This window comes from Butyrivibrio sp., assembly GCF_015056685.1.
Lineage (GTDB): Bacteria > Bacillota > Clostridia > Lachnospirales > Lachnospiraceae > Butyrivibrio.
This window is the reverse complement of the sequence record NZ_SVFW01000025.1, coordinates 39,977-59,054: the sequence shown is the minus strand read 5'-3', so window position 1 is coordinate 59,054 and position 19,078 is coordinate 39,977. Positions and strand designations below refer to the sequence as shown.

The following is a 19,078-nucleotide window of genomic DNA, read 5'->3' as shown; positions in this document are numbered from 1 at the left end:
GGCTGCATAAAAACAGCGTAGCAGCCATAAAACTGCTACGCTAAAAAAGTCTAACTTTTTGGGGTCACATCAAAATGATGTTTAGGTCATGTTTTTTGTAATAGCACGTTTTCCGTGCAGGTTATAATAAATAAATTGTCACAGTAAAATGAAAATATAGCCCTACACATATCCTTAAAAGTAGCCACCCCTACTGTTCTCGGAATTGGATCCAGAGGCTATAAAACCAGCCACACCGAAGGTGCTTGCCATTGACGGAGGCTGAGGAAAACGCTAAAATGCTGAATCCGACGGTGAGATAAGATCTACTGTTCCCATCATCCTCACCGTCGGCGAGGTATAGACGGCGTTTTCCTCAGGTTCAGTCAATGGTGGCGTATGGAGCCATCTACTTACGCATATACAAAGAAAGAGTATTCAGATGTATGCTAATTACATTTATCCGAATACTCCATTTACTGCCGAAAATAGCCCTTTTCCCCTTCTATAATGCTTATCTGGCCTTCACATTTTTTGGTAAGGCCGTCAGTTATGCGTTTTACATCTGCTTCTTTTACGCAGATATCAAACTGAACGTTAGCTTCATAGCGGGAGTCAGCGATGGCGATATTGTTCTGGCCAAGGTAGTACTGAACATTATTGACCATGTTATAGGCAACTTCCAAGGTGAGCTTCTGGGAATATACCATTTCACCAATCCGGGCATCTGCAATTCCAGCCTGTGCAGCCTGAGTATAAGCCCTTACAAGACCGCCTGTTCCAAGTAATACCCCACCAAAATATCTGGTTACTATTACAAGGGTATTGGTAAGGCCCTCCCCTTTTATTACCTCAAGGATTGGCTTTCCTGCTGTTCCTGAAGGCTCGCCATTATCACTGCATCTTGTATTCTCGCTATTTTTTCCAATAACAAAAGCGTAGCAGTTATGACGTGCATCCCAATATTTTTTGGATATCTCTGCTATTTTTTCTTCTGCCTGCTGCTGGTTTTCCACAGGAAAAACATTTGCGATAAAGCGGGATTTTTTCTCGACAATCTCTCCGCATCCATTTGAAATTACTACTTTATAAGAATCTCTTTCACTCATGTGCTAAATTATATCAGAAATGTGGCATAATTGTTACAATTCTTAATTTTCGCCCCATTTCTTTATTATCCCTTGGATTCATGTTATACTTTATTGGTTAAAATGGACTAAGTATAGGAAGGTTAATGTATGAATTACGGAAAAAGAGGTATCGTAAATCAAGCCAAAGAGCTTAACTCCGGTACCGATAAATGGGGAAAGAAATTTAGTCTCTTCGGATTCTATATTCTGCTTTCTCTTATAATAGGCTTCTTTATTATTGGAGCAAGCGCCGGAATAGGTGTTTTCAACGGCATTATTGCTACAGCGCCTGATATCACCAACATTGATGTCACTCCATCCGGTTTCTCAACTTTTGTATATGACACAGAAGGAAACCAGACTGCAAAGCTTGTCTCTACAGATTCTAACCGTATTCCTGTAACTATGGATATGGTTCCCGAGAATCTGGCACACGCTTTTGTAGCCATTGAGGACGAAAGATTTTATGAGCACAATGGTATTGATATTCAGGGTATTATCCGTGCCGCAGTAAGGGGCATCACAACCGGTAATTTCTCTGAAGGTGCAAGTACCATAACACAGCAGCTTCTTAAGAACAACGTTTTCTCAGGTTGGACAAACGAAACAAAGCTTCAGAGTGTCAAGCGTAAGATTCAGGAACAGTATCTTGCGATACAGCTTGAAAAGAAAATGAGCAAGGATGATATTTTGATCAACTACATGAACACTATCAACCTTGGTTCTAACACTCTTGGTGTTCAGGCTGCATCACTCCGTTACTTTAATAAATCTGTCAGCGAGCTCACTCTTTCAGAGTGCGCTGTTATCGCCGGAATCACTCAGAACCCCAGCAGATTTAACCCTATCACTCACCCTGAAAACAATTCAGAGCGCCGTAACAAGGTTCTTAGAAAAATGCTTGAGCAGGGTTATATTTCACAGGTTGAATATGATTCAGCCATGGCAGATGATGTATATGCAAGGATCCAGAATGTAAACCAGGAGACAGGCGGCGATTCAACTGTTAACTCCTACTTTGTAGATGCACTTACAAATGAAGTCTTAGAGGATCTTATTGAAGCCGGCTACAATGAAACTCAGGCTTATACACTTCTTTACAGCGGCGGCCTTAAGATTTATTCAACACAGGATCCTAAGATCCAGGCAATCTGTGATGAAGTTTACACAGACGAAAGCAACTATCCTGAAGGAACCAAGTACCTTCTTGCTTATGAATTATCTGTACAGGCAGCTGATGGCACTGTTACAAACTACAGCAGTGAAATGTTTACAAGCTACTTCAAAGAGCAAAAGAGCAGCTTCAATATGCTCTTTAATTCCTCAGAAGAAGCAGACGCTGCTATAGAAGAATACAAGGCAGCTGTTATGTCAGATGGTGACACAGTCCTTGGTGAAAAGATAAATCTCACACCTCAGCCTCAGGTATCACTTACTATTGAGGAACAGAGCACAGGTTACATCGTTGCAATGGTCGGAGGTCGTGGTACCAAGACAGCCAGCAGAACTCTTAACAGAGCTACTGATTCTTACAGACAGCCCGGTTCAACATTTAAGGTTATATCAACTTATGCTCCTGGTATCGACAGTGCAGGTCTCACACTTGCCACAGTATTTAATGATGCTCCGTTCGCTTATTCTAATGGAACTCTTGTAAGAAACTGGTGGGGTTCTGAATACAGAGGACTCAACAACGTAAGAGCTGCTATCAGAGATTCAATGAACGTTATCGCAGTTGAAGCTATTACGCTCATCACTCCTCAGCTTGCATTTGATTACCTTAAGAACTTCGGATTCACAACAATTGTTGAAAAAGAAGTGATCAACGGTAAGACATATTCAGATATTCAGCAGTCAACTGCTCTTGGTGGTCTTACAAAGGGTGTTAAGAACTTTGAACTTAATGCAGCATACGCTGCTATCGCAAATGGCGGTGTCTATATTGAGCCTAAGTTATACACTAAGGTTGTTGATCACGATGGAAATGTTATCCTTGATAATACACAGGCTAACTCAAAGAGAATATTAAAAGAAACAACAGCATTCCTTCTCACAAGCGCAATGCAGGACGTTGTTACAAGTGGTACCGGTGGTTCAGTAAACTTTGGTACAACAGCAATAGCAGGTAAGACCGGTACAACTTCAGACTATGTAGATGTATGGTTTGCTGGATTTACTAACTACTACACAGCAACAACCTGGACCGGTTATGACAACAACGAAAAGATGACCAATTCAGCTGAAAAGAACCTCTCCAAGACAATGTGGAGAAAGGTAATGGAAAAGATCCACGCTGATCTTCCATACTCCTCCTTCAGCATACCAGATGGAATTGTTTCAGCAACGGTCTGCTCAAGATCAGGCAAACAGCCGATTGCAGGCCTTTGTGACGGAACTCTTTATACTGAGTATTTTGAAGAAGGCACAGTTCCTACAGAAAGCTGTGACGTTCACTACGCAGGAACAATGTGCGCAATAGATGGTTGTCCATCCACTGAAAGCTGTCCATTTAAGACTGCCGGAGTATTTGAACTTACTCCTGAAGTACCTGCAGCTCTTCAGTCAGGATTTGTGAATTATACACCTACCAATTCTGCATATACGACCGTTACAGACGAAAACGGAAATACTACTACTGTTCTCAACACCTGTCACCATACAGCCGAATTTATGGCTCAGGAAGGCATAGACGAGATAATCGCTGCAGAACAGGCTGCAGCACAGGCCGCTGCCGCAGCAGCAAATCCAGAAGCCGCTGCAGAAGCTGCACCGGAAACTGTAGTCGACACAGTTCCTGAAAACGTAGCTGCCGGCAACTAACTACATAAATCTTTTCAAAAATTAAGACCACCGGTTAATCCGGTGGTCTTCTTAGTTTTTTAAAGTCTGTGTTTTTTGGTGTAATAAATATAATAAATTGTGAATAAGATCGTGGTTGTTATCCAGGTCAGTGGATAACTAAACTCTATCGTTTCGATTGTTTTATTTAGAGGGAATGCGATAAGTATCCAGGCAACTCGAAGGACACATATACCGCTCAAGGTAATGAGCATTGGAACCACAGCTGTTCCCATTCCTCGAAGCACTCCGGAAAACACTTCCACACCTATGTAGGTGAAGTAAAATGGAGCAAGATATTTTATCATTTGAATTCCTACCTCAATTACTTCTCTGTCTGCTACGAATATTTCAAGGAAGATATCACCATAAAAATACAATAATGTACTTAAAGGAATTGTAATTATAAATGCGATGACAAAGGCATACCTTGTGCTTTTATGAACTCTGTCATTTTTGCCTGCACCGAAATTCTGCCCTGCAAAGGTCGTTACCGCTGTTCCTAAAGAGCTTATAGTCATCCAGAAAAGTACATCGATCTTTCCATATGCTGCCCATGCTGCTGTAGCGTTTTTCCCAACCTCATTTATAGCAGTCTGTATAAGCATATTTGAAATAGTGTACATGGTTGTCTGAATACCCGCAGGAAGCCCGATACTGATGATTCTGCGAAGCATATCAGGGTCAATCCTTATCTCTTTTAGATACAGCTTGTATGAACCGATACTTTTCATCAGCATGAAAAGAACTATTGCAGCACTTAATACCTGGCACATGACTGTCGCTATGGCAACGCCGATAACGCCCATCGTTACACTCATGCTGCCCATTTTAAAGCCTATAACAAACAAAAGATCAAGAAATATGTTTACAAAGCAGCTGATAATAAGAACGTAGAGAGGTCTTTTTGAGTCTCCTATTGCTCTTAATATTCCGGCGCCCATATTGTAAAGCAGATTGGCTACCATACCAAGAAAATATATCCTTAAATAAGCCGTAGAGGCGTCTATAATCTCCTCCGGAGTCTTCATAATACAAATGACCCACGAGGCAGATAAAAGCCCTATAACAGTGATTATAATGCCTCCTATGACAGCCATGGCAATCGAAGTATGCACAGCTCTTTTAACCTCATCATCTCTTGAAGCGCCATAGAACTGGGCAATTACTACGGAAGCTCCTGTCGAAAGTCCTTGGAAAAAGCCAACAAAAAGGCTTACGATCATAGCCGCGGAACCGCCTACTGCCGCAAGTCCATCTGCGCCAACTACACGCCCTACTATGACAGCGTCAACAGTGTTATAGAACTGCTGGAAAAAAGCGCCTAAAAGAAGGGCTGCAAAAAAGGAAAGCATCCCGGACACTATTGGTCCTTCAGTTATTTTATTCATTGATTTATCACTAGTTCTCATAAGGATGTATTTTATCACAGTTTGACCGTTTTGACATTGTTGAAGTAAGATTAATCATAGTGAGGTTGTAAAAAATGTATATTAGTATAAAAAAGCACATTCTCTCAAGGGCAATACTTTCAGTTGCCATTATAAAAATAATTGCCGCTCTGATTGAAGGTGCCATAAGGATATTCTTAAGCAGCAATTCATCTGACTCTCCAAGCATGCTCGATTCAATGCTTTGGACCTGTCAGATAATCATCTCCGTGCTGCAGATATTTTTTATATTTATTATATTTTATTTTTCCTGGAAAAAGCTTTGGCATTACATGAATCTTGTTCCGAAGGATGATCAGAACGAGATAGGTCTTTTGCAGCAGGAGTACCTTGGAAAAAATCTTGCCACATTATCAGCAAGCTCTGTAAGCAGGCTTTTACAGCTCTGGGCGGTAATTTTCATCTGCGCAGAACTGATCTATGATTTTACTTCAATTATGTACAGGAGATTTATCGCTATACTGATGAGCCTTTTTGATCAGGCCAGCGACTTAACGGACAGCACCTTTATTCTTTTATATAACATGACTCACGGATTTAAATATATCGAGATCCTGGTGGCAATACTTTTAGGGATTGTTATGACCGGTATTTTCCTTAACGATAAGTACCTGAAGATTGCCTCCCTTATCATACTGATATTATTTTTACTGTCTTTTTCCATACTACAAATGCAGACAGTGTATCTGATGGGTCATGAAATCGGAATAGTATGGACATCCATAATTTATCACTTCACGGAAACCCTTGGACTGATACTTCTGTCTGCATATTTGGAAAAAAGATATAAAGGTTTATAAATACTTTTTATACGGAAAGAATAAGCTTGCTATTATTTGCCTTTCTTTCCTCTTTCATATACTTGTGAACATCGATCATCATGGAAATAACAAATATTGTGTTCATATAAAGGTCTGCCATAAAATTTGTCATAAAGTTGCTCATATCAATTACCCCCTATAAATTATTGTGGATAATTATTTATACGAACCGAAATAAAAAATGGCAAAAATAAAAGACTACTCATGAAAATCATGAATAGTCTTTTTCAATGCGGATGACAGGACTTGAACCTGCACGTCGGAGACACTAGAACCTAAATCTAGCGCGTCTGCCAATTCCGCCACATCCGCATATCCGCTTCACACGAACAAAATTGATTATACAAAGTTTATAAACTAATTTCAAGTATTATTCTCAAAAACCTTAGTGAGCCAGTTGCCTTTGAAATAGTAGATTATAAAGATTATTGCACTGACAGACCAGGTAAGTGGATAAGCCCAGAAGATAACATTGACCACAGGAATTATCCTGACAATTATAGTTATATAGGTAATTCTCAGAAGACACCAGCTAGAGAGCATTACAACCATTGGTACTGTTGTCTTACCTGCTCCTCTGTATATTCCTGCCAGACAGTGATTTAAGGCTAAAAGGCAGTAGAATAAGCTCTCTGTTCTTGCCTGAGTTGCTCCTATCAAAAGAACCTCCGGCTCAGATGAAAACATTCTGAGAAATACCGGTGCAAACAAAAATACCATGAGGCCTATAAATTCAGCGCAGCTTACACTGATAGCACTTCCGATAACAGCACCTTTCTTTACCCTCGCAAGTTCTTTTGCGCCTACATTCTGACTTACGAAAGTGGTCAAAGCCATGGACATACATGTTATAGGCAAAAATACAAAACCTTCAAGCTTAAAGTAGCTTCCGCATCCTGCCATTGCTGCAGAGCCAAATGCATTGATATTGGACTGAACTACAACATTTCCGATAGCAATAACACTATTCTGTATTCCTGTAGGGAAACCTATCATAAGCTCTTTTTTAATAGTCTCAGGATCCATTCTAAGTTTCCTTATATCGATCCTGTGAGGCCCCTGAACCTGTGTGAGTTTAATAAATGCAAGCAGTGCACTGACAAACTGAGCAATAACTGTAGCAAAAGCTGCTCCCGCAATTCCAAATCCCAGATCTCTTACAAATAAAAGATCAAGTACCGTATTCAGCACTGTGCTGACCATCAGATAGTACAAAGGCCTCTTGGAATCACCCATGGCCTGAAATACGCCGCAGCAAGCACTATATAGTACATTTCCAAGTCCGCCAAGGAAATATATCTTAAAATACATGATCGAATTGGGCATTACATCTTCAGGAGTTCCCATCCATCCAAGCAGCACCGGTGTAAAGAAATAACCAAATACTGTAAGTACAAGTCCCATAAGGATTGAGAATGCTATCCCTGTATGAGCAGCAATTGATACTCCCTTTTCATCTCCGGCTCCGTATCTTTTTCCGATGATAACACTGCTTCCCATAAAAAGACCATTTATAAAGCCAACCATCAAAAAAATAAGGCTACCTGTGGTACTAACAGCAGCCAGAGCTTCTTTACCAAGAACATTACCAACTACAACAGAATCGACTACATTGTACAGCTGCTGCAAGAGCTGGCCTAAAAAAAGTGGAATTGCAAATAAAATCAGATTTTTGGAAATAGAACCTTTTGTCATAACACACCTAAAAAAATTAAGAACAATTAAATCATGCACATGCATGTGGCAAAACAAAAACCTTGCAAACATACCGTTTACAAGGCTTCTTAATAATGAGACACGGGGGAATCGAACCCCCGACAACTTGATTAAAAGTCAAGTGCTCTACCGACTGAGCTAGTATCCCATGTATTACTATGAACAAATTTCGACGCAAAATCACATCCTGTTACGCCTAACTGGGCTAGCCGGATTCGAACCGTCGTATGCAGCAGTCAAAGTGCTGTGCCTTACCGCTTGGCGATAGCCCAAGATTGTAAGAGCTTTGCGCATCTCGCTGGAGCAATTACAAATAGGGTGGCTAGTGGGACTCGAACCCACGGTCTCCAGAACCACAATCTGGCGCGCTAACCAACTGCGCCATAGCCACCATAATAAACAAAAAGGGATTTGTACTATTCCATATTTGCTAATCAAGTACAACCCCATGGCTTACACATGATAAGATTTTAATCTTCCAAGTGCTCAAATGTGCCCGAAGGGATTCGAACCCCCGACCCACGGCTTAGAAGGCCGTTGCTCTATCCAGCTGAGCTACGGACACATGAAGCGGGTGATGGGAATCGAACCCACGTATCTAGCTTGGAAGGCTAGTGTTCTACCATTGAACTACACCCGCAAAACATTTCGTAATGGAATTGTCTTGCTTTACGTTTCGGCAAAGCTGACGTTTCAAGTTGAAAACTTGAGTCGGGGTGACAGGATTCGAACCTGCGACCCCCTGCTCCCAAAGCAGGTGCTCTAGCCAAACTGAGCCACACCCCGTCTTGCTTTATTGCCTTTCGCCGTAACGCGAGATTTATTATATAATGATTCGGACCGAAATGTCAACAAGTTTTTTGCAATTTTTTTAACGTTTTTATAAGTACTTTATTTCATAGTTTATTATACCGCTGTCATCAGTTGTAAGTATGATATAGCTTGGCCTTCTGCCCTCTTGCCTGGGGTATGATAAGCTTCCCGGATTGAACAGGTAAACTCCTCCCATGGTCTTGGCAACAGGTTTATGTGTGTGACCAAAAAATACAACTTCTGCTCCTCTGGCAATTCCTTCACTGCGAATATAATCAAGATCCATAGATACCATATAGTTATGTCCATGGGTCAAAAAAGCTTTATGTCCGTCAAATGTAAATTCCAGCTCTCTATTAAGATCAGAGAAAAAATCATTATTTCCGGCAACAAAATATACAGGGCAGTTTGCAGCTATGGCAAATTTACCCTCAGAGCCTTCAAAATCCCCACAGTGAATAATCCCATCCAGAGGTTCTTCAAGGTCTAAAACATCGTAAAAATTATTATCTCTGCCATGAGTATCACTCACAACTAAATACTTATGCATAAATCAAATTCCTTCCCCAAGTAACTTCGCCATTTCCCTGAGAGCCTTTCCCCTGTGGCTGATAGAGTTCTTTTCCTCCGGGCTTATCTCTGCGGATGTCTTTCCAAATTCAGGCAAAAAGAAAATAGGATCATATCCAAAGCCGTTCTCTCCGGCGATCTCGTAGCCAATTCTGCCCTCCATGGTTCCCTGGCAGGAATAGGTCTTTCCATCAGGAAGTACCGCTGAGATCGCGCATACAAAGCGCGCTGTTCTCTCTTCGTCAGGCACTCCTTCAAGTCTTTCAATGATCTTATTGTTCTTTATAGTATAGGATGTATCCTCTCCCATGTATCTTGCAGAATAGATTCCGGGTTCCCCATTTAAATAATCGACCTCAAGCCCCGAATCATCTGCAAGGACAATTGTCTCCCCTGCCTCTTCTGAGCTTTTTTCCCTTATCATTTCGTAGACAGCTTTGGCCTTTATCATGGAGTTTTCGGTAAAAGATGTTCCATCCTCCACAATATCTCCATCCACGCCTGCTTCCTTCATAGAGAGTATTTCCATGCCAAGTCCGCCAAGTATCTCGCGGATCTCTCTCATCTTATTCTTATTGCCTGTCGCAAAAACAATCCTCATACCAGATATCTCCCAATTATTTATTTATAGTTGCTTCAGCTTTTAATATAGCCTCATATAGCCCTTCAGCAGCCTTTTTTTCATCCTCTGTGGACCCATATTCAATATATAGCCTTGCAGATGGTATAGTAGCTGTTTCAAGCAGTATATCGCCTTCTTGGGCCTCATAGATTCCCTCAGCCACTGCTCCAAGCTTTTCTGCCGTGCTTCTTTCAAGCATATCTGCAAATTCGGCGTTATTAAGGCTTCGTAAAAAGAACTGACTATTATAATAGGCTGATACGTTTGCTCCGTTCGTATCATCCTTTTTCGCAGCATTTAAAGCTATTAAAAGATCAGCCTGAGCTTCATTAACAAACTCTGCCGCACGCTGTTGTGTAACAGTATCTCCGGAAAGATCTGTAAAATATATCTTTAAGTTGTTTTCTTCATCTTTTGCAGATATTTCTTTTAACTCACGGGCAATCCCTATCGCATCACCGGTGCCGTAAATATCGCTGGCACAGGGATCAACGACAACTATGCCGTCATATATATCTGAAGGTTTGTTAAACTCAACCTCGATAGTACTTGATTCCGTAAGAGAACTTGAACTGGCATACAGGCCGTCAAGTACAAAATCAAGGCAAACACTTCCGCTGTCATTTTCAGCAATGCACACCGCGCTTCTTAAAATATCAATATCCGTAACTACCGCATTGTCGAGGTAGAATCCCTCTTCTCTGCTGTCTATGTAAATCCTCAGTTCATGATCTATATACCTGTCCTCAAGTACGATGTCATCGGAGCTTACAGTCTTGGATAAAGGTATTATAAGCTTGCCAGACTGTCCTTTTTGAACATTCCGGTCGATCAGTATATTGTAAGAATCCGCAGTAGTTGCCCTGTCTATGTGCGTTCCTGCGGCGTCCGTGATCAGAATATGCTTGGTGGCAGCCCTTTGAAGCATTACCACAAGGGAAATTGCTCCAAAAATCCCGGCTTTTATAGCCACCCTTTTCATCTGCTCGTTATTCATAGATCTTTTTCCCCATCATAAGAGGCCTCCAAAAGCTTAGCTGTTCTTTCTTGGAGGCTTTGGCCCCATAAACTGATAAAAATATGTTTTGATCATGCCGTTATAGATTTTTCTGTTCTTATCAGCTTTTTTGCCAATATATTTCTCAGCCTGTTCAAATCCTGTAATAAGGTACATTGACCAGGCGTCAAGTGCTTTGTATCTCTCTCCAATCGTCCTGTAAAGAGAAGGAAGCTCCTTCTGGTCACCAATTCTCTCTCCATAAGGAGGATTAGTTATAATAAAGCCATATTTCTTCCTGTGGCTAAGGTCAGCGATATCCCTGGCCTGGAAATGGATCAGATGATCAACACCGGCCTTTTTGGCATTTATCCTGGCTATTTCAACCATTTCAGGATCAAGATCATAGCCCTGAATATCAGTTTCAATATCAGGCAGGATCTCTTCTCTTGCCTCTTCGCGGACATCCTCCCAGTTCTTGGGATCTATCAGATTAGTCCACTTTTCAGCTGTGAAATACCTGTTTATTCCAGGCGCGATATGAGCCGCGATCATGGCAGCTTCAATAGGAATGGTTCCACTTCCGCAGAAAGGATCCACCAAGATCCTGTCTCCGTGCCATGGAGTGAGCATTATAAGTGCAGCCGCAAGGTTCTCTGCAATAGGAGCCTTGGACTCAAGTTTTCTGTAACCTCTTTTGTGAAGAGAATCACCTGTAGTATCAAGAGCTACCGTAACCTCATCCTTCATTAAAAAGACTCTGATGGGATATTCCTCAGCGTCCTCTTTGAACCAGTCAGTATTGTAGCTCTGCTTCATTCTTTCAACGATAGCTTTTTTCACAATGGACTGAATGTCAGAAGGGCTAAAGAGCTTACTCTTAACACTGGATGCTTTTTTTACCCAGAACTTGCCTCTCTCCGGAATAAACTCTTCCCAAGCAAGCGCCTTAACTCCCTGATAAAGATCCTCAAAGGTCTCCGCATGGAAGCTTCCGACTTTAATAAGGACTCTTTCTGCAGTTCTCAGGCAGATATTGGCGCGACATACAGCATCTGCATCTCCGGCAAAAGAAATCCTTCCGTCTGAGACTTCTGTAATATCATAGCCAAGGTCTATTATTTCTTTTTTTAAAACGGATTCCAAACCAAAATGGCATGGACAAATTAAATCATATTTTTTCATCATAACTCCGATTATAACAAACAAAAGAGCACAAAAAAAGATGCATCTAATGTTAAACTAGATGCATCTTACAGTGTGCGTGACAGGATTCGAACCCACGACCTTCTGGTCCGTAGCCAGACGCTCTATCCAGCTGAGCTACACGCACATGTGCCATATCGACAACAAAATATATTATATGCATGGCACAGTTCTTTGTCAACAATATTTTTAATTATTTGCCAACAGGTTTTCCATAGGGAGAATAACCGCCCTTTTCAGCTGCTTCTTCAGCCTTCGTCTCAGCAATGAGTTTTTCCATATCAGGTCTTGCAAATTCAAAGCAGGCCATAAGGCTTGGAGAAAATACTCCGCATTCACCATTTTTGATCATATCATAGGCTTTATCCACAGGGTAAGCTGCCTTATACACTCTGTCACTTACAAGAGCATCATATACATCCGCAAGTGCTGTAAGCTGGGCTGCAATTGAATTTTCTTTTCCCTTAAGTCCGTCAGGATAGCCTCTTCCATCATATCTCTCATGATGATGCCTGCAGATATCAAGGCACACCTCATAATACTCTTTATCCTGGATATCTTTGAGCATCTCTACGATCTCACCCCCTCTTGTGGTGTGGGACTTCATGACTTCAAATTCCTCTGTGGTCAGTCTTCCAGGTTTTAAAAGAATAGAGTCTGGAACAGATATTTTTCCTATATCATGCATGGCTGACGCCTGAGTTATAACCTCTATCATATGGGGAGTAAGGCCAAGCTCAGGATAATTATTCATAGCAACAAGAGCCAGTATACGCACGATGCCCTTTATTCGCTTTAAGTGGTAACCTGACTCCATGCTCCTGAATTCAACAATTGTCGCTATGGTATCAATAACCCTTTCGTTGCTGTTTTTCAGTTTCTCCTCCTGCTTTTTCAGGTATAGAAACTGCTTTTTCAAAACTCTGGACTGATCATCGACCTTCTCTTCAAGGTTATTCTTGTGATCATAGAGTTCTATGGTTCTGGAAACCCTTCTGTCAACGATAACAGGGTCAAAGGGCTTATGTATAACGTCCGCTGCACCTTTCTGGTAGCTGGTTCTCTCGGCTTCGGTGGATGTGTCTGCTGTGATCATAAGAACAGGGATACTTTCATTTAAATTGTCCTTATTTGTCATGGCCTCCAGCACTGCGTAACCATCCATCTCAGGCATGACAATATCAAGCAGAATTGCCGCGAGCTTATCCTCATTCTGCTCCATGATCTTCATAGCCTCAACGCCGTCTCCTGCCTCAAGAATATTGTACTTGTCCTTAAATATTTCTCCCAAGATGCCTCTGTTTATCTCATTGTCATCTACAACAAGTATTGAGCGATCCGCCATATGCCCTCCGATTTAAATGCTATTCATAAAAATCTTATCTTTCTACTATAGCTGCGCATCCCATTCCGCCACCGACACAAAGTGTAGCAAGACCTCTGTGAACATCTCTTCTCTGCATTTCATACAAAAGAGATACCAGGATTCTGTTACCTGAGCATCCAACTGGGTGTCCAAGTGCGATAGCGCCACCATTTACATTGAGGATGTCACTACTAAATCCAAGGTCGTGCTGAACTGCAACAGACTGTGCTGCGAAAGCTTCATTTGCTTCAATAAGATCAAAGTCACCAATTGAAAGGCCTGTCTTTTTCATAACCTTCTGAGTTGCTGCAACAGGTCCGATACCCATGATGCTTGGTTCAACGCCTGCAAGTTCTCCGGCGATCCATGTTCCTAATGGCTTAACGCCAAGTTCTTTTGCCTTCTCCTCACTCATAACGATTATTGCAGATGCTGCGTCGTTGATTCCTGAAGAGTTAGCAGCTGTAACAACTCCGCCATCCTTCTTGAATGCAGGCTTAAGATGTGAAATGCTTTCAACTGTAACGCCTTTTCTTGGTCCTTCATCTGTATCAAAAATGATTGTCTCTTTCTTTTTCTTAACTTCTACAGGAACAATCTCTTCCTTGAATTTTCCTTCTGCAATTGCCTTCTCAGCCTTGTTCTGTGACCATGCTGCGAACTCATCAAGCTGCTGCCTTGTAAGATGCCACTGCTCAGCGATATTCTCAGCTGTGATACCCATGTGATATCCGCCAAATGCATCAGTAAGAGCATCCTTGATCATTGCATCCTGAAGTTCTCCGGATCCCATTCTGTATCCGTAACGGCCCTGCTGCATAAGGTATGGTGCCATTGACATGTTCTCCATACCACCTGCCACGATAATATCAGCATCGCCCATTCCAATAAGCTTTGCTGCAAGATTTACGCAGTGAAGTCCTGATCCGCAAAGTACATTTATTGTTGTTGCAGGAACTTCAACAGGAATTCCTGCGTTTATTGCTGACTGTCTTGCAGGGTTCTGTCCAAGTCCTGCCTGGATTACGCAACCCATATATACTTCATCAACCTGCTCCGGCTTAACTCCTGCTCTCTTCAAAGCTTCCTTGATAACTATTGCTCCAAGTGCAGGTGCCGGTGTTGTTGATAATGTTCCACCCATTGTTCCTATTGCTGTTCTGCATGCTCCAGCCAAAACTACTTTTCTTGCCATAACTATTCCTCCATTTTTCCATCAATAAAAAGAAGTAGTGTATACCATTTCTATTTTATCATTTTAATAACATACACTCAACGTAATATGATTTGTTTTTTAGCTTTTTATCATCCACTAATTCATGTTTGTTTCTAGTAAAAAGACCGGCACCAAATTGGCACCGGCCTTTAATGATCAATTTATCAGTTCTTTGCTGCAAGAGCTTCTTTGATCTTCTTTGTAAGAGCAGGAACGATCTTGTTAAGATCTCCAACTACACCATAATCAGCTACATCAAAGATAGGAGCATTCTCATCTTTGTTGATAGCGATGATGATATCAGACTCTTCCATACCTGCAACGTGCTGGATAGCTCCGGAAATACCGATTGCGAAGTAGAGCTGAGGTCTAACTGTCTTACCTGTCTGTCCAACCTGAAGATCCTTTGGCTTCCAGCCTGAATCTACAACTGCACGTGAGCAGGAAACTGTTCCGCCCAGAGCCTCTGCAAGATCATCAAGGATCTTGAAGTTCTCAGCGCTGCCAACTCCACGGCCGCCTGATACAAGGATCTTAGCTGCCTGAATATCAGCAACTGAAGAAGCCTCTTTAACGATCTTAAGGATTTCTGTGTAGCAGTCATTTTCTTCGAATCCAGGATTGAATTCAACAACTTCTGCCTTAGCACCCTTGATAGGATCGATCTTCTGCATAACACCAGGACGAACTGTAGCCATCTGAGGACGGAAATCAGGGCAAGCGATTGTTGCGATTGTATTTCCACCAAATGCAGGTCTTGTCATAAGGAGCTGTTTGTGCTTTGTCTCTCTGACTGGTGAAGGCTCAAGAGGGAAATCACCGATATCAAGACTTGTACAGTCAGCTGTAAGACCTGTATGTACTCTTGATGATACTCTAGGACCAAGATCTCTTCCGATAGCTGTAGCGCCAACAAGAAGGATCTCAGGCTTAAACTCATTAATTACAGATGCAAGAGCATGTGTATAAGGCTCTGTTCTGTAATCCTTAAGAGCAGGATCATCAACAACGATAACTCTATCTGCGCCATACTCAGCAAGCTTGTCTACAAGCCCCTTAACATCACTACCAAGAAGTACGGCTGTAACTTTTTTCTCATCAAGGTCTTCTGCAAGACTCTTTGCTTTGCCCAGAAGTTCAAGTGCGATACTTGAAAGTTCATTGTCTACCTGCTGAGCAAATATAAATACACCTTTATATTCTTCTAAAGACATGACTTTTCTCCTTTGTTTTTCAAAATATTTGTTGATATGTGATATACGCATGACTACACTTCGTTCTCGTCATGCTACATACATTCGGAAATCGCCTATCGGCTTTTTTCCTCATGTATGTTCGGTCATTTCACAAATTCAGTGTATAGTGCAAGCACTACACTGAATTTCCTCATTCCCTATATCACTCAGATGACGTGCTTTTCTGTAAGCTTACCTACGATATAATCAACTGCTTCTTCAGCTGAATCAGGAGCAACTTTTTCTCCCTGACCCTTCTTAACCTTATCAGAAGCTTTAGCGATCTGTGTAGGTGATCCCTTAAGACCAAGGTTTGAATCGTCAACGTCCTTAAGATCTGCTCTTCCCCAAACAGTAACTTCCTTCTCGAAAGCATCGAAAATTCCGCCTGGAGTCATATATCTGGGCTCATTGAGCTCAGAAAGAGCTGTAACAAGGCAAGGCATCTTAGCCTTTACGATGTGATATCTGTCTTCAAACTGTCTCTTTACTTCTACAGTACGAGCCTTCTCATCAACTTTGATCTCTTCTGCATATGAGATTACAGGAATGTGAAGGTGCTCAGAAATCTGAGGACCAACCTGAGCTGTGTCTCCATCGATAGCCTGACGGCCAGTGATGATAAGATCATACTCAAGATTTCTAAGTGCTCCAGCAATAGTAGAAGATGTTGCCCATGTATCTGCGCCGCCGAGTACTCTATCTGTGACAAGAATTGCCTTGTCTGCGCCCATAGCAAAAGCTTCTCTAAGAACAGCATCAGCCTTAGGAAGTCCCATTGTAAGAACTGTAACCTCTGCTCCATACTGATCTTTTAATCTAAGTGCTGCCTCAAGTCCTGCTTTGTCATCAGGATTCATGATAGCGAGCATTGCACCTCTATCCAATGTTCCATCGGGTTTGAACTTAACGCCGCCCTTTGTATCAGGGACCTGCTTAATGCAAACTACAACTTTCATTTTATTGTCTCCTTCTATTATTCTCAAAATAAGTGATTACTTTAACAGTGCACCAGAGATAACCATTCTCTGAACTTCTGAAGTTCCTTCGTAGATCTCTGTGATCTTAGCATCACGCATCATACGCTCAACTTCGTACTCTCTGATGTAACCGTAACCACCATGGAGCTGTACAGCCTTAGTTGTAACATCCATAGCAACTTCTGCTGCGAAAAGCTTAGCCTTAGCAGCTTCTACAGAATAAACATCTTTCTTCTTCTTTGCATCTGCTGCGTTGTAAACAAGAAGTTTAGCTGCTTCGCACTGTGTTGCCATGTTAGCAAGCTGGAACTGTGTATTCTGGAAAGCACCGATAGCTCTACCGAACTGCTTTCTCTCTTTTACGTACTCAACTGTTCTGTCAAGAGCGCCCTCTGCAATACCAAGAGCCTGAGCAGCGATACCAATACGTCCGCCATCAAGAGTGTGCATAGCAATTGGGAATCCCTTTCCACGAGCACCAAGAAGGTTCTCTGCTGGGATATGGCAATCCTGGAAGATAAGCTCGTATGTTGATGAACCACGGATACCCATCTTGTTTTCCTTTGTACCGAATGTGAATCCAGGAGTTCCCTTCTCAACGATAAATGCTGAGAACTTCTTCTGCTTTCTACCCTTCTTGTCTTCTACGATATCTGTATAAGCGATGATGATATAAACATCAGCAACTTCGCCGTTTGTGATAAAGCACTTAGATCCGTTAAGAACCCACTCTTTACCATCTTCTGTAAGAACAGCCTTTGTCTGAACGCCCTGAGCATCTGTACCAGCCATAGGCTCTGTAAGACCAAATGCGCCGAGCTTCTCACCCTTTGCAAGAGGTACAAGGTACTTCTGCTTCTGCTCTTCTGTACCATATGTAAGAATAGGATCGCAGCAAAGTGATGTGTGAGCAGATACGATAACTGCTGTTGTACCACAAACCTTTGCAAGCTCCTCTACACACATAACGTATGTAAGAGGATCACAACCCTGTCCACCGTACTCCTTTGGAATCGGAATACCCATGAATCCATATTTCTGCATCTTTGCAACTGTTTCCCTAGGGAATACTTCTGTCTCGTCAACGTCTATTGCATGTGGCTTAACTTCTTTTTCTGCAAACTCTTTGAAAAGAGCTCTAGCCATTTCATGTTGCTGATCAAGCTGAAAATCCATTATTTTTTCCTCCGAATCATATTAATCATTTAAATCTATAATGTAGTTAGGCGCGATCTGTAGGAACCTTGTTTCCATCTGCATAGTTGTAGAAACCAATTCCAGTCTTAACGCCAAGCTTCTTACCACGAACCATCTTACGAAGAAGTGGGCATGCGCGATACTTTGAATCGCCTGTCTCTGAATAAAGAACGTCCATGATAGCAAGAACGATATCAAGTCCGATATAATCGCCGAGCTCTAATGGTCCCATTGGGTGGTTACATCCAAGCTTCATAGCTGTATCGATACCCTGGATATCTGAAACGCCTTCTGAATATACGAAGATACCTTCGTTGATCATAGGAACAAGAATTCTGTTTACAACGAATCCTGCTGCTTCATTAACCTGTACAGGTGTCTTACCAAGGTCTTCTGAGATCTTCTTGATCTTCTCTACCATTTCATCAGGAGTGTTAGCACCCTGGATAACCTCAACGAGCTTCATAACAGGAGCTGGGTTGAAGAAGTGCATACCGATGATAGGCTTTGCAAGACCTGAACCGATCTCTGTAATTGAAAGAGATGATGTGTTTGATGCAAAGATACAATCAGGATTCTTTACGATGTTGTCCTGAAGTTCCTTGAAGAGGTTCTTCTTGATATCCATAACTTCAAGAGCTGCCTCAACTACAAGATCAGCGTCAGCACAGATGTCATTAAGACCTGTCTGGATCTTGCCGATGATCTTATCAGCTTCTTCCTGAGTTTTCTTTCCCTTAGCAACCTGCTTATCAAGACCTTTTTTGATCTTTGCCAATCCGCCCTCAGCAAACTCAGTCTTGATATCGCAAAGATAAACCTTCTCTACAGACTCAGCCTGAGCAAATGTCTGAGCAATTCCTGAACCCATTGTACCTGCGCCAATAACAGCTACCTTCATTTTAAAATCCTCCTAAAAAAAATTTTTTTTATTTATGAAA

The 19,078-nt window shown here is 41.8% G+C and carries 16 protein-coding genes and 8 tRNA genes; 2 read left to right on the top strand and 22 right to left on the bottom strand.

Annotated elements, in window-relative coordinates; genetic code table 11:
- Nucleotides 1-455: 455 nt before the first annotated feature.
- Nucleotides 456-1,088 carry a YigZ family protein gene (locus tag E7303_RS10415; protein ID WP_292145215.1) on the bottom strand — a complete coding sequence of 211 codons (633 nt, stop codon included), beginning with the start codon at nt 1,086-1,088 and terminating at the stop codon, nt 456-458.
- Nucleotides 1,089-1,217: 129 nt separating this feature from the next.
- On the opposite strand from E7303_RS10415, the gene E7303_RS10410 reads away from it, so the two are divergent.
- Nucleotides 1,218-3,929, top strand: a complete 2,712-nt coding sequence (locus E7303_RS10410; protein ID WP_292145213.1) for a transglycosylase domain-containing protein — start codon at nt 1,218-1,220, stop codon at nt 3,927-3,929.
- Nucleotides 3,930-3,988: 59 nt separating this feature from the next.
- Here the strand turns inward: E7303_RS10410 and E7303_RS10405 are convergent, their stop codons facing one another.
- Nucleotides 3,989-5,338, bottom strand: a complete 1,350-nt coding sequence (locus E7303_RS10405) for an MATE family efflux transporter (RefSeq protein ID WP_292145212.1) — start codon at nt 5,336-5,338, stop codon at nt 3,989-3,991.
- Between the two features lie 95 nt (nt 5,339-5,433).
- Here E7303_RS10405 and E7303_RS10400 point away from each other — a divergent pair, with 95 nt between their 5' ends.
- On the top strand, nt 5,434-6,198 hold the full coding sequence (locus E7303_RS10400; RefSeq protein WP_292145211.1) for a hypothetical protein: 765 nt from the start codon (nt 5,434-5,436) through the stop codon (nt 6,196-6,198).
- A gap of 7 nt (nt 6,199-6,205) precedes the next feature.
- Here the strand turns inward: E7303_RS10400 and E7303_RS10395 are convergent, their stop codons facing one another.
- The 20 genes from E7303_RS10395 to E7303_RS10300 form a co-directional block, all read right to left on the bottom strand.
- On the bottom strand, nt 6,206-6,343 hold the full coding sequence (locus E7303_RS10395; protein WP_292145210.1) for a hypothetical protein: 138 nt from the start codon (nt 6,341-6,343) through the stop codon (nt 6,206-6,208).
- Nucleotides 6,344-6,450: 107 nt separating this feature from the next.
- A tRNA-Leu gene (locus E7303_RS10390) sits at nt 6,451-6,531 on the bottom strand.
- 51 nt (nt 6,532-6,582) lie between these two features.
- A complete protein-coding gene (locus tag E7303_RS10385) occupies nt 6,583-7,914 on the bottom strand; it encodes an MATE family efflux transporter (RefSeq protein ID WP_292145209.1) in 1,332 nt (443 codons plus the stop codon).
- 96 nt (nt 7,915-8,010) lie between these two features.
- A tRNA-Lys gene (locus tag E7303_RS10380) sits at nt 8,011-8,083 on the bottom strand.
- A gap of 52 nt (nt 8,084-8,135) precedes the next feature.
- Nucleotides 8,136-8,207 (bottom strand) — tRNA-Gln (locus E7303_RS10375).
- 45 nt (nt 8,208-8,252) lie between these two features.
- Nucleotides 8,253-8,326 (bottom strand) — tRNA-His (locus tag E7303_RS10370).
- Nucleotides 8,327-8,426: 100 nt separating this feature from the next.
- A tRNA-Arg gene (locus E7303_RS10365) sits at nt 8,427-8,500 on the bottom strand.
- A 4-nt stretch (nt 8,501-8,504) separates the two neighbouring features.
- Nucleotides 8,505-8,575, bottom strand: a tRNA-Gly gene (locus E7303_RS10360).
- A 71-nt stretch (nt 8,576-8,646) separates the two neighbouring features.
- Nucleotides 8,647-8,721: transfer RNA gene (locus E7303_RS10355), tRNA-Pro, on the bottom strand.
- A 94-nt stretch (nt 8,722-8,815) separates the two neighbouring features.
- Nucleotides 8,816-9,298: a metallophosphoesterase gene (locus E7303_RS10350; RefSeq protein ID WP_022773806.1), complete on the bottom strand. Its 483-nt coding sequence runs from the start codon at nt 9,296-9,298 to the stop codon at nt 8,816-8,818.
- A gap of 3 nt (nt 9,299-9,301) precedes the next feature.
- Nucleotides 9,302-9,919 (bottom strand): RdgB/HAM1 family non-canonical purine NTP pyrophosphatase, encoded by a 618-nt coding sequence (rdgB, locus tag E7303_RS10345; protein ID WP_292145208.1) that lies wholly within the window; start codon nt 9,917-9,919, stop codon nt 9,302-9,304.
- Between the two features lie 16 nt (nt 9,920-9,935).
- Nucleotides 9,936-10,937, bottom strand: a complete 1,002-nt coding sequence (locus tag E7303_RS10340) for a hypothetical protein (RefSeq protein ID WP_292145206.1) — start codon at nt 10,935-10,937, stop codon at nt 9,936-9,938.
- Between the two features lie 36 nt (nt 10,938-10,973).
- Nucleotides 10,974-12,122 carry a THUMP domain-containing class I SAM-dependent RNA methyltransferase gene (locus E7303_RS10335; protein ID WP_292145216.1) on the bottom strand — a complete coding sequence of 383 codons (1,149 nt, stop codon included), beginning with the start codon at nt 12,120-12,122 and terminating at the stop codon, nt 10,974-10,976.
- A 74-nt stretch (nt 12,123-12,196) separates the two neighbouring features.
- Nucleotides 12,197-12,270, bottom strand: a tRNA-Arg gene (locus tag E7303_RS10330).
- A 66-nt stretch (nt 12,271-12,336) separates the two neighbouring features.
- A complete protein-coding gene (locus E7303_RS10325) occupies nt 12,337-13,488 on the bottom strand; it encodes an HD domain-containing phosphohydrolase (RefSeq protein WP_292145204.1) in 1,152 nt (383 codons plus the stop codon).
- A 34-nt stretch (nt 13,489-13,522) separates the two neighbouring features.
- Nucleotides 13,523-14,704, bottom strand: a complete 1,182-nt coding sequence (locus E7303_RS10320) for an acetyl-CoA C-acetyltransferase (RefSeq protein ID WP_292145203.1) — start codon at nt 14,702-14,704, stop codon at nt 13,523-13,525.
- A 185-nt stretch (nt 14,705-14,889) separates the two neighbouring features.
- The gene (locus tag E7303_RS10315) at nt 14,890-15,939 is read right to left on the bottom strand and encodes an electron transfer flavoprotein subunit alpha/FixB family protein (protein ID WP_292145202.1); all 1,050 of its coding nucleotides are present in this window, start codon (nt 15,937-15,939) and stop codon (nt 14,890-14,892) included.
- 188 nt (nt 15,940-16,127) lie between these two features.
- Nucleotides 16,128-16,919: an electron transfer flavoprotein subunit beta/FixA family protein gene (locus E7303_RS10310; protein ID WP_074889972.1), complete on the bottom strand. Its 792-nt coding sequence runs from the start codon at nt 16,917-16,919 to the stop codon at nt 16,128-16,130.
- Between the two features lie 36 nt (nt 16,920-16,955).
- On the bottom strand, nt 16,956-18,116 hold the full coding sequence (locus E7303_RS10305) for an acyl-CoA dehydrogenase (protein WP_292145199.1): 1,161 nt from the start codon (nt 18,114-18,116) through the stop codon (nt 16,956-16,958).
- 46 nt (nt 18,117-18,162) lie between these two features.
- Nucleotides 18,163-19,038, bottom strand: coding sequence for a 3-hydroxyacyl-CoA dehydrogenase family protein (locus E7303_RS10300; protein WP_292145198.1), 876 nt, complete (start codon nt 19,036-19,038; stop codon nt 18,163-18,165).
- Nucleotides 19,039-19,078: the final 40 nt, after the last annotated feature.

Coding starts and splice junctions, on each gene's coding strand:
- E7303_RS10415 (WP_292145215.1), bottom strand. CDS start 1,088: ATGAGTGAAAGAGATTCTTATAAAGTAGTAATTTCAAATGGATGCGGA.
- E7303_RS10410 (WP_292145213.1), top strand. CDS start 1,218: ATGAATTACGGAAAAAGAGGTATCGTAAATCAAGCCAAAGAGCTTAAC.
- E7303_RS10405 (WP_292145212.1), bottom strand. CDS start 5,338: ATGAATAAAATAACTGAAGGACCAATAGTGTCCGGGATGCTTTCCTTT.
- E7303_RS10400 (WP_292145211.1), top strand. CDS start 5,434: ATGTATATTAGTATAAAAAAGCACATTCTCTCAAGGGCAATACTTTCA.
- E7303_RS10395 (WP_292145210.1), bottom strand. CDS start 6,343: ATGAGCAACTTTATGACAAATTTTATGGCAGACCTTTATATGAACACA.
- E7303_RS10385 (WP_292145209.1), bottom strand. CDS start 7,914: ATGACAAAAGGTTCTATTTCCAAAAATCTGATTTTATTTGCAATTCCA.
- E7303_RS10350 (WP_022773806.1), bottom strand. CDS start 9,298: ATGCATAAGTATTTAGTTGTGAGTGATACTCATGGCAGAGATAATAAT.
- rdgB (WP_292145208.1), bottom strand. CDS start 9,919: ATGAGGATTGTTTTTGCGACAGGCAATAAGAATAAGATGAGAGAGATC.
- E7303_RS10340 (WP_292145206.1), bottom strand. CDS start 10,937: ATGAATAACGAGCAGATGAAAAGGGTGGCTATAAAAGCCGGGATTTTT.
- E7303_RS10335 (WP_292145216.1), bottom strand. CDS start 12,122: ATGAAAAAATATGATTTAATTTGTCCATGCCATTTTGGTTTGGAATCC.
- E7303_RS10325 (WP_292145204.1), bottom strand. CDS start 13,488: ATGGCGGATCGCTCAATACTTGTTGTAGATGACAATGAGATAAACAGA.
- E7303_RS10320 (WP_292145203.1), bottom strand. CDS start 14,704: ATGGCAAGAAAAGTAGTTTTGGCTGGAGCATGCAGAACAGCAATAGGA.
- E7303_RS10315 (WP_292145202.1), bottom strand. CDS start 15,939: ATGTCTTTAGAAGAATATAAAGGTGTATTTATATTTGCTCAGCAGGTA.
- E7303_RS10310 (WP_074889972.1), bottom strand. CDS start 16,919: ATGAAAGTTGTAGTTTGCATTAAGCAGGTCCCTGATACAAAGGGCGGC.
- E7303_RS10305 (WP_292145199.1), bottom strand. CDS start 18,116: ATGGATTTTCAGCTTGATCAGCAACATGAAATGGCTAGAGCTCTTTTC.
- E7303_RS10300 (WP_292145198.1), bottom strand. CDS start 19,038: ATGAAGGTAGCTGTTATTGGCGCAGGTACAATGGGTTCAGGAATTGCT.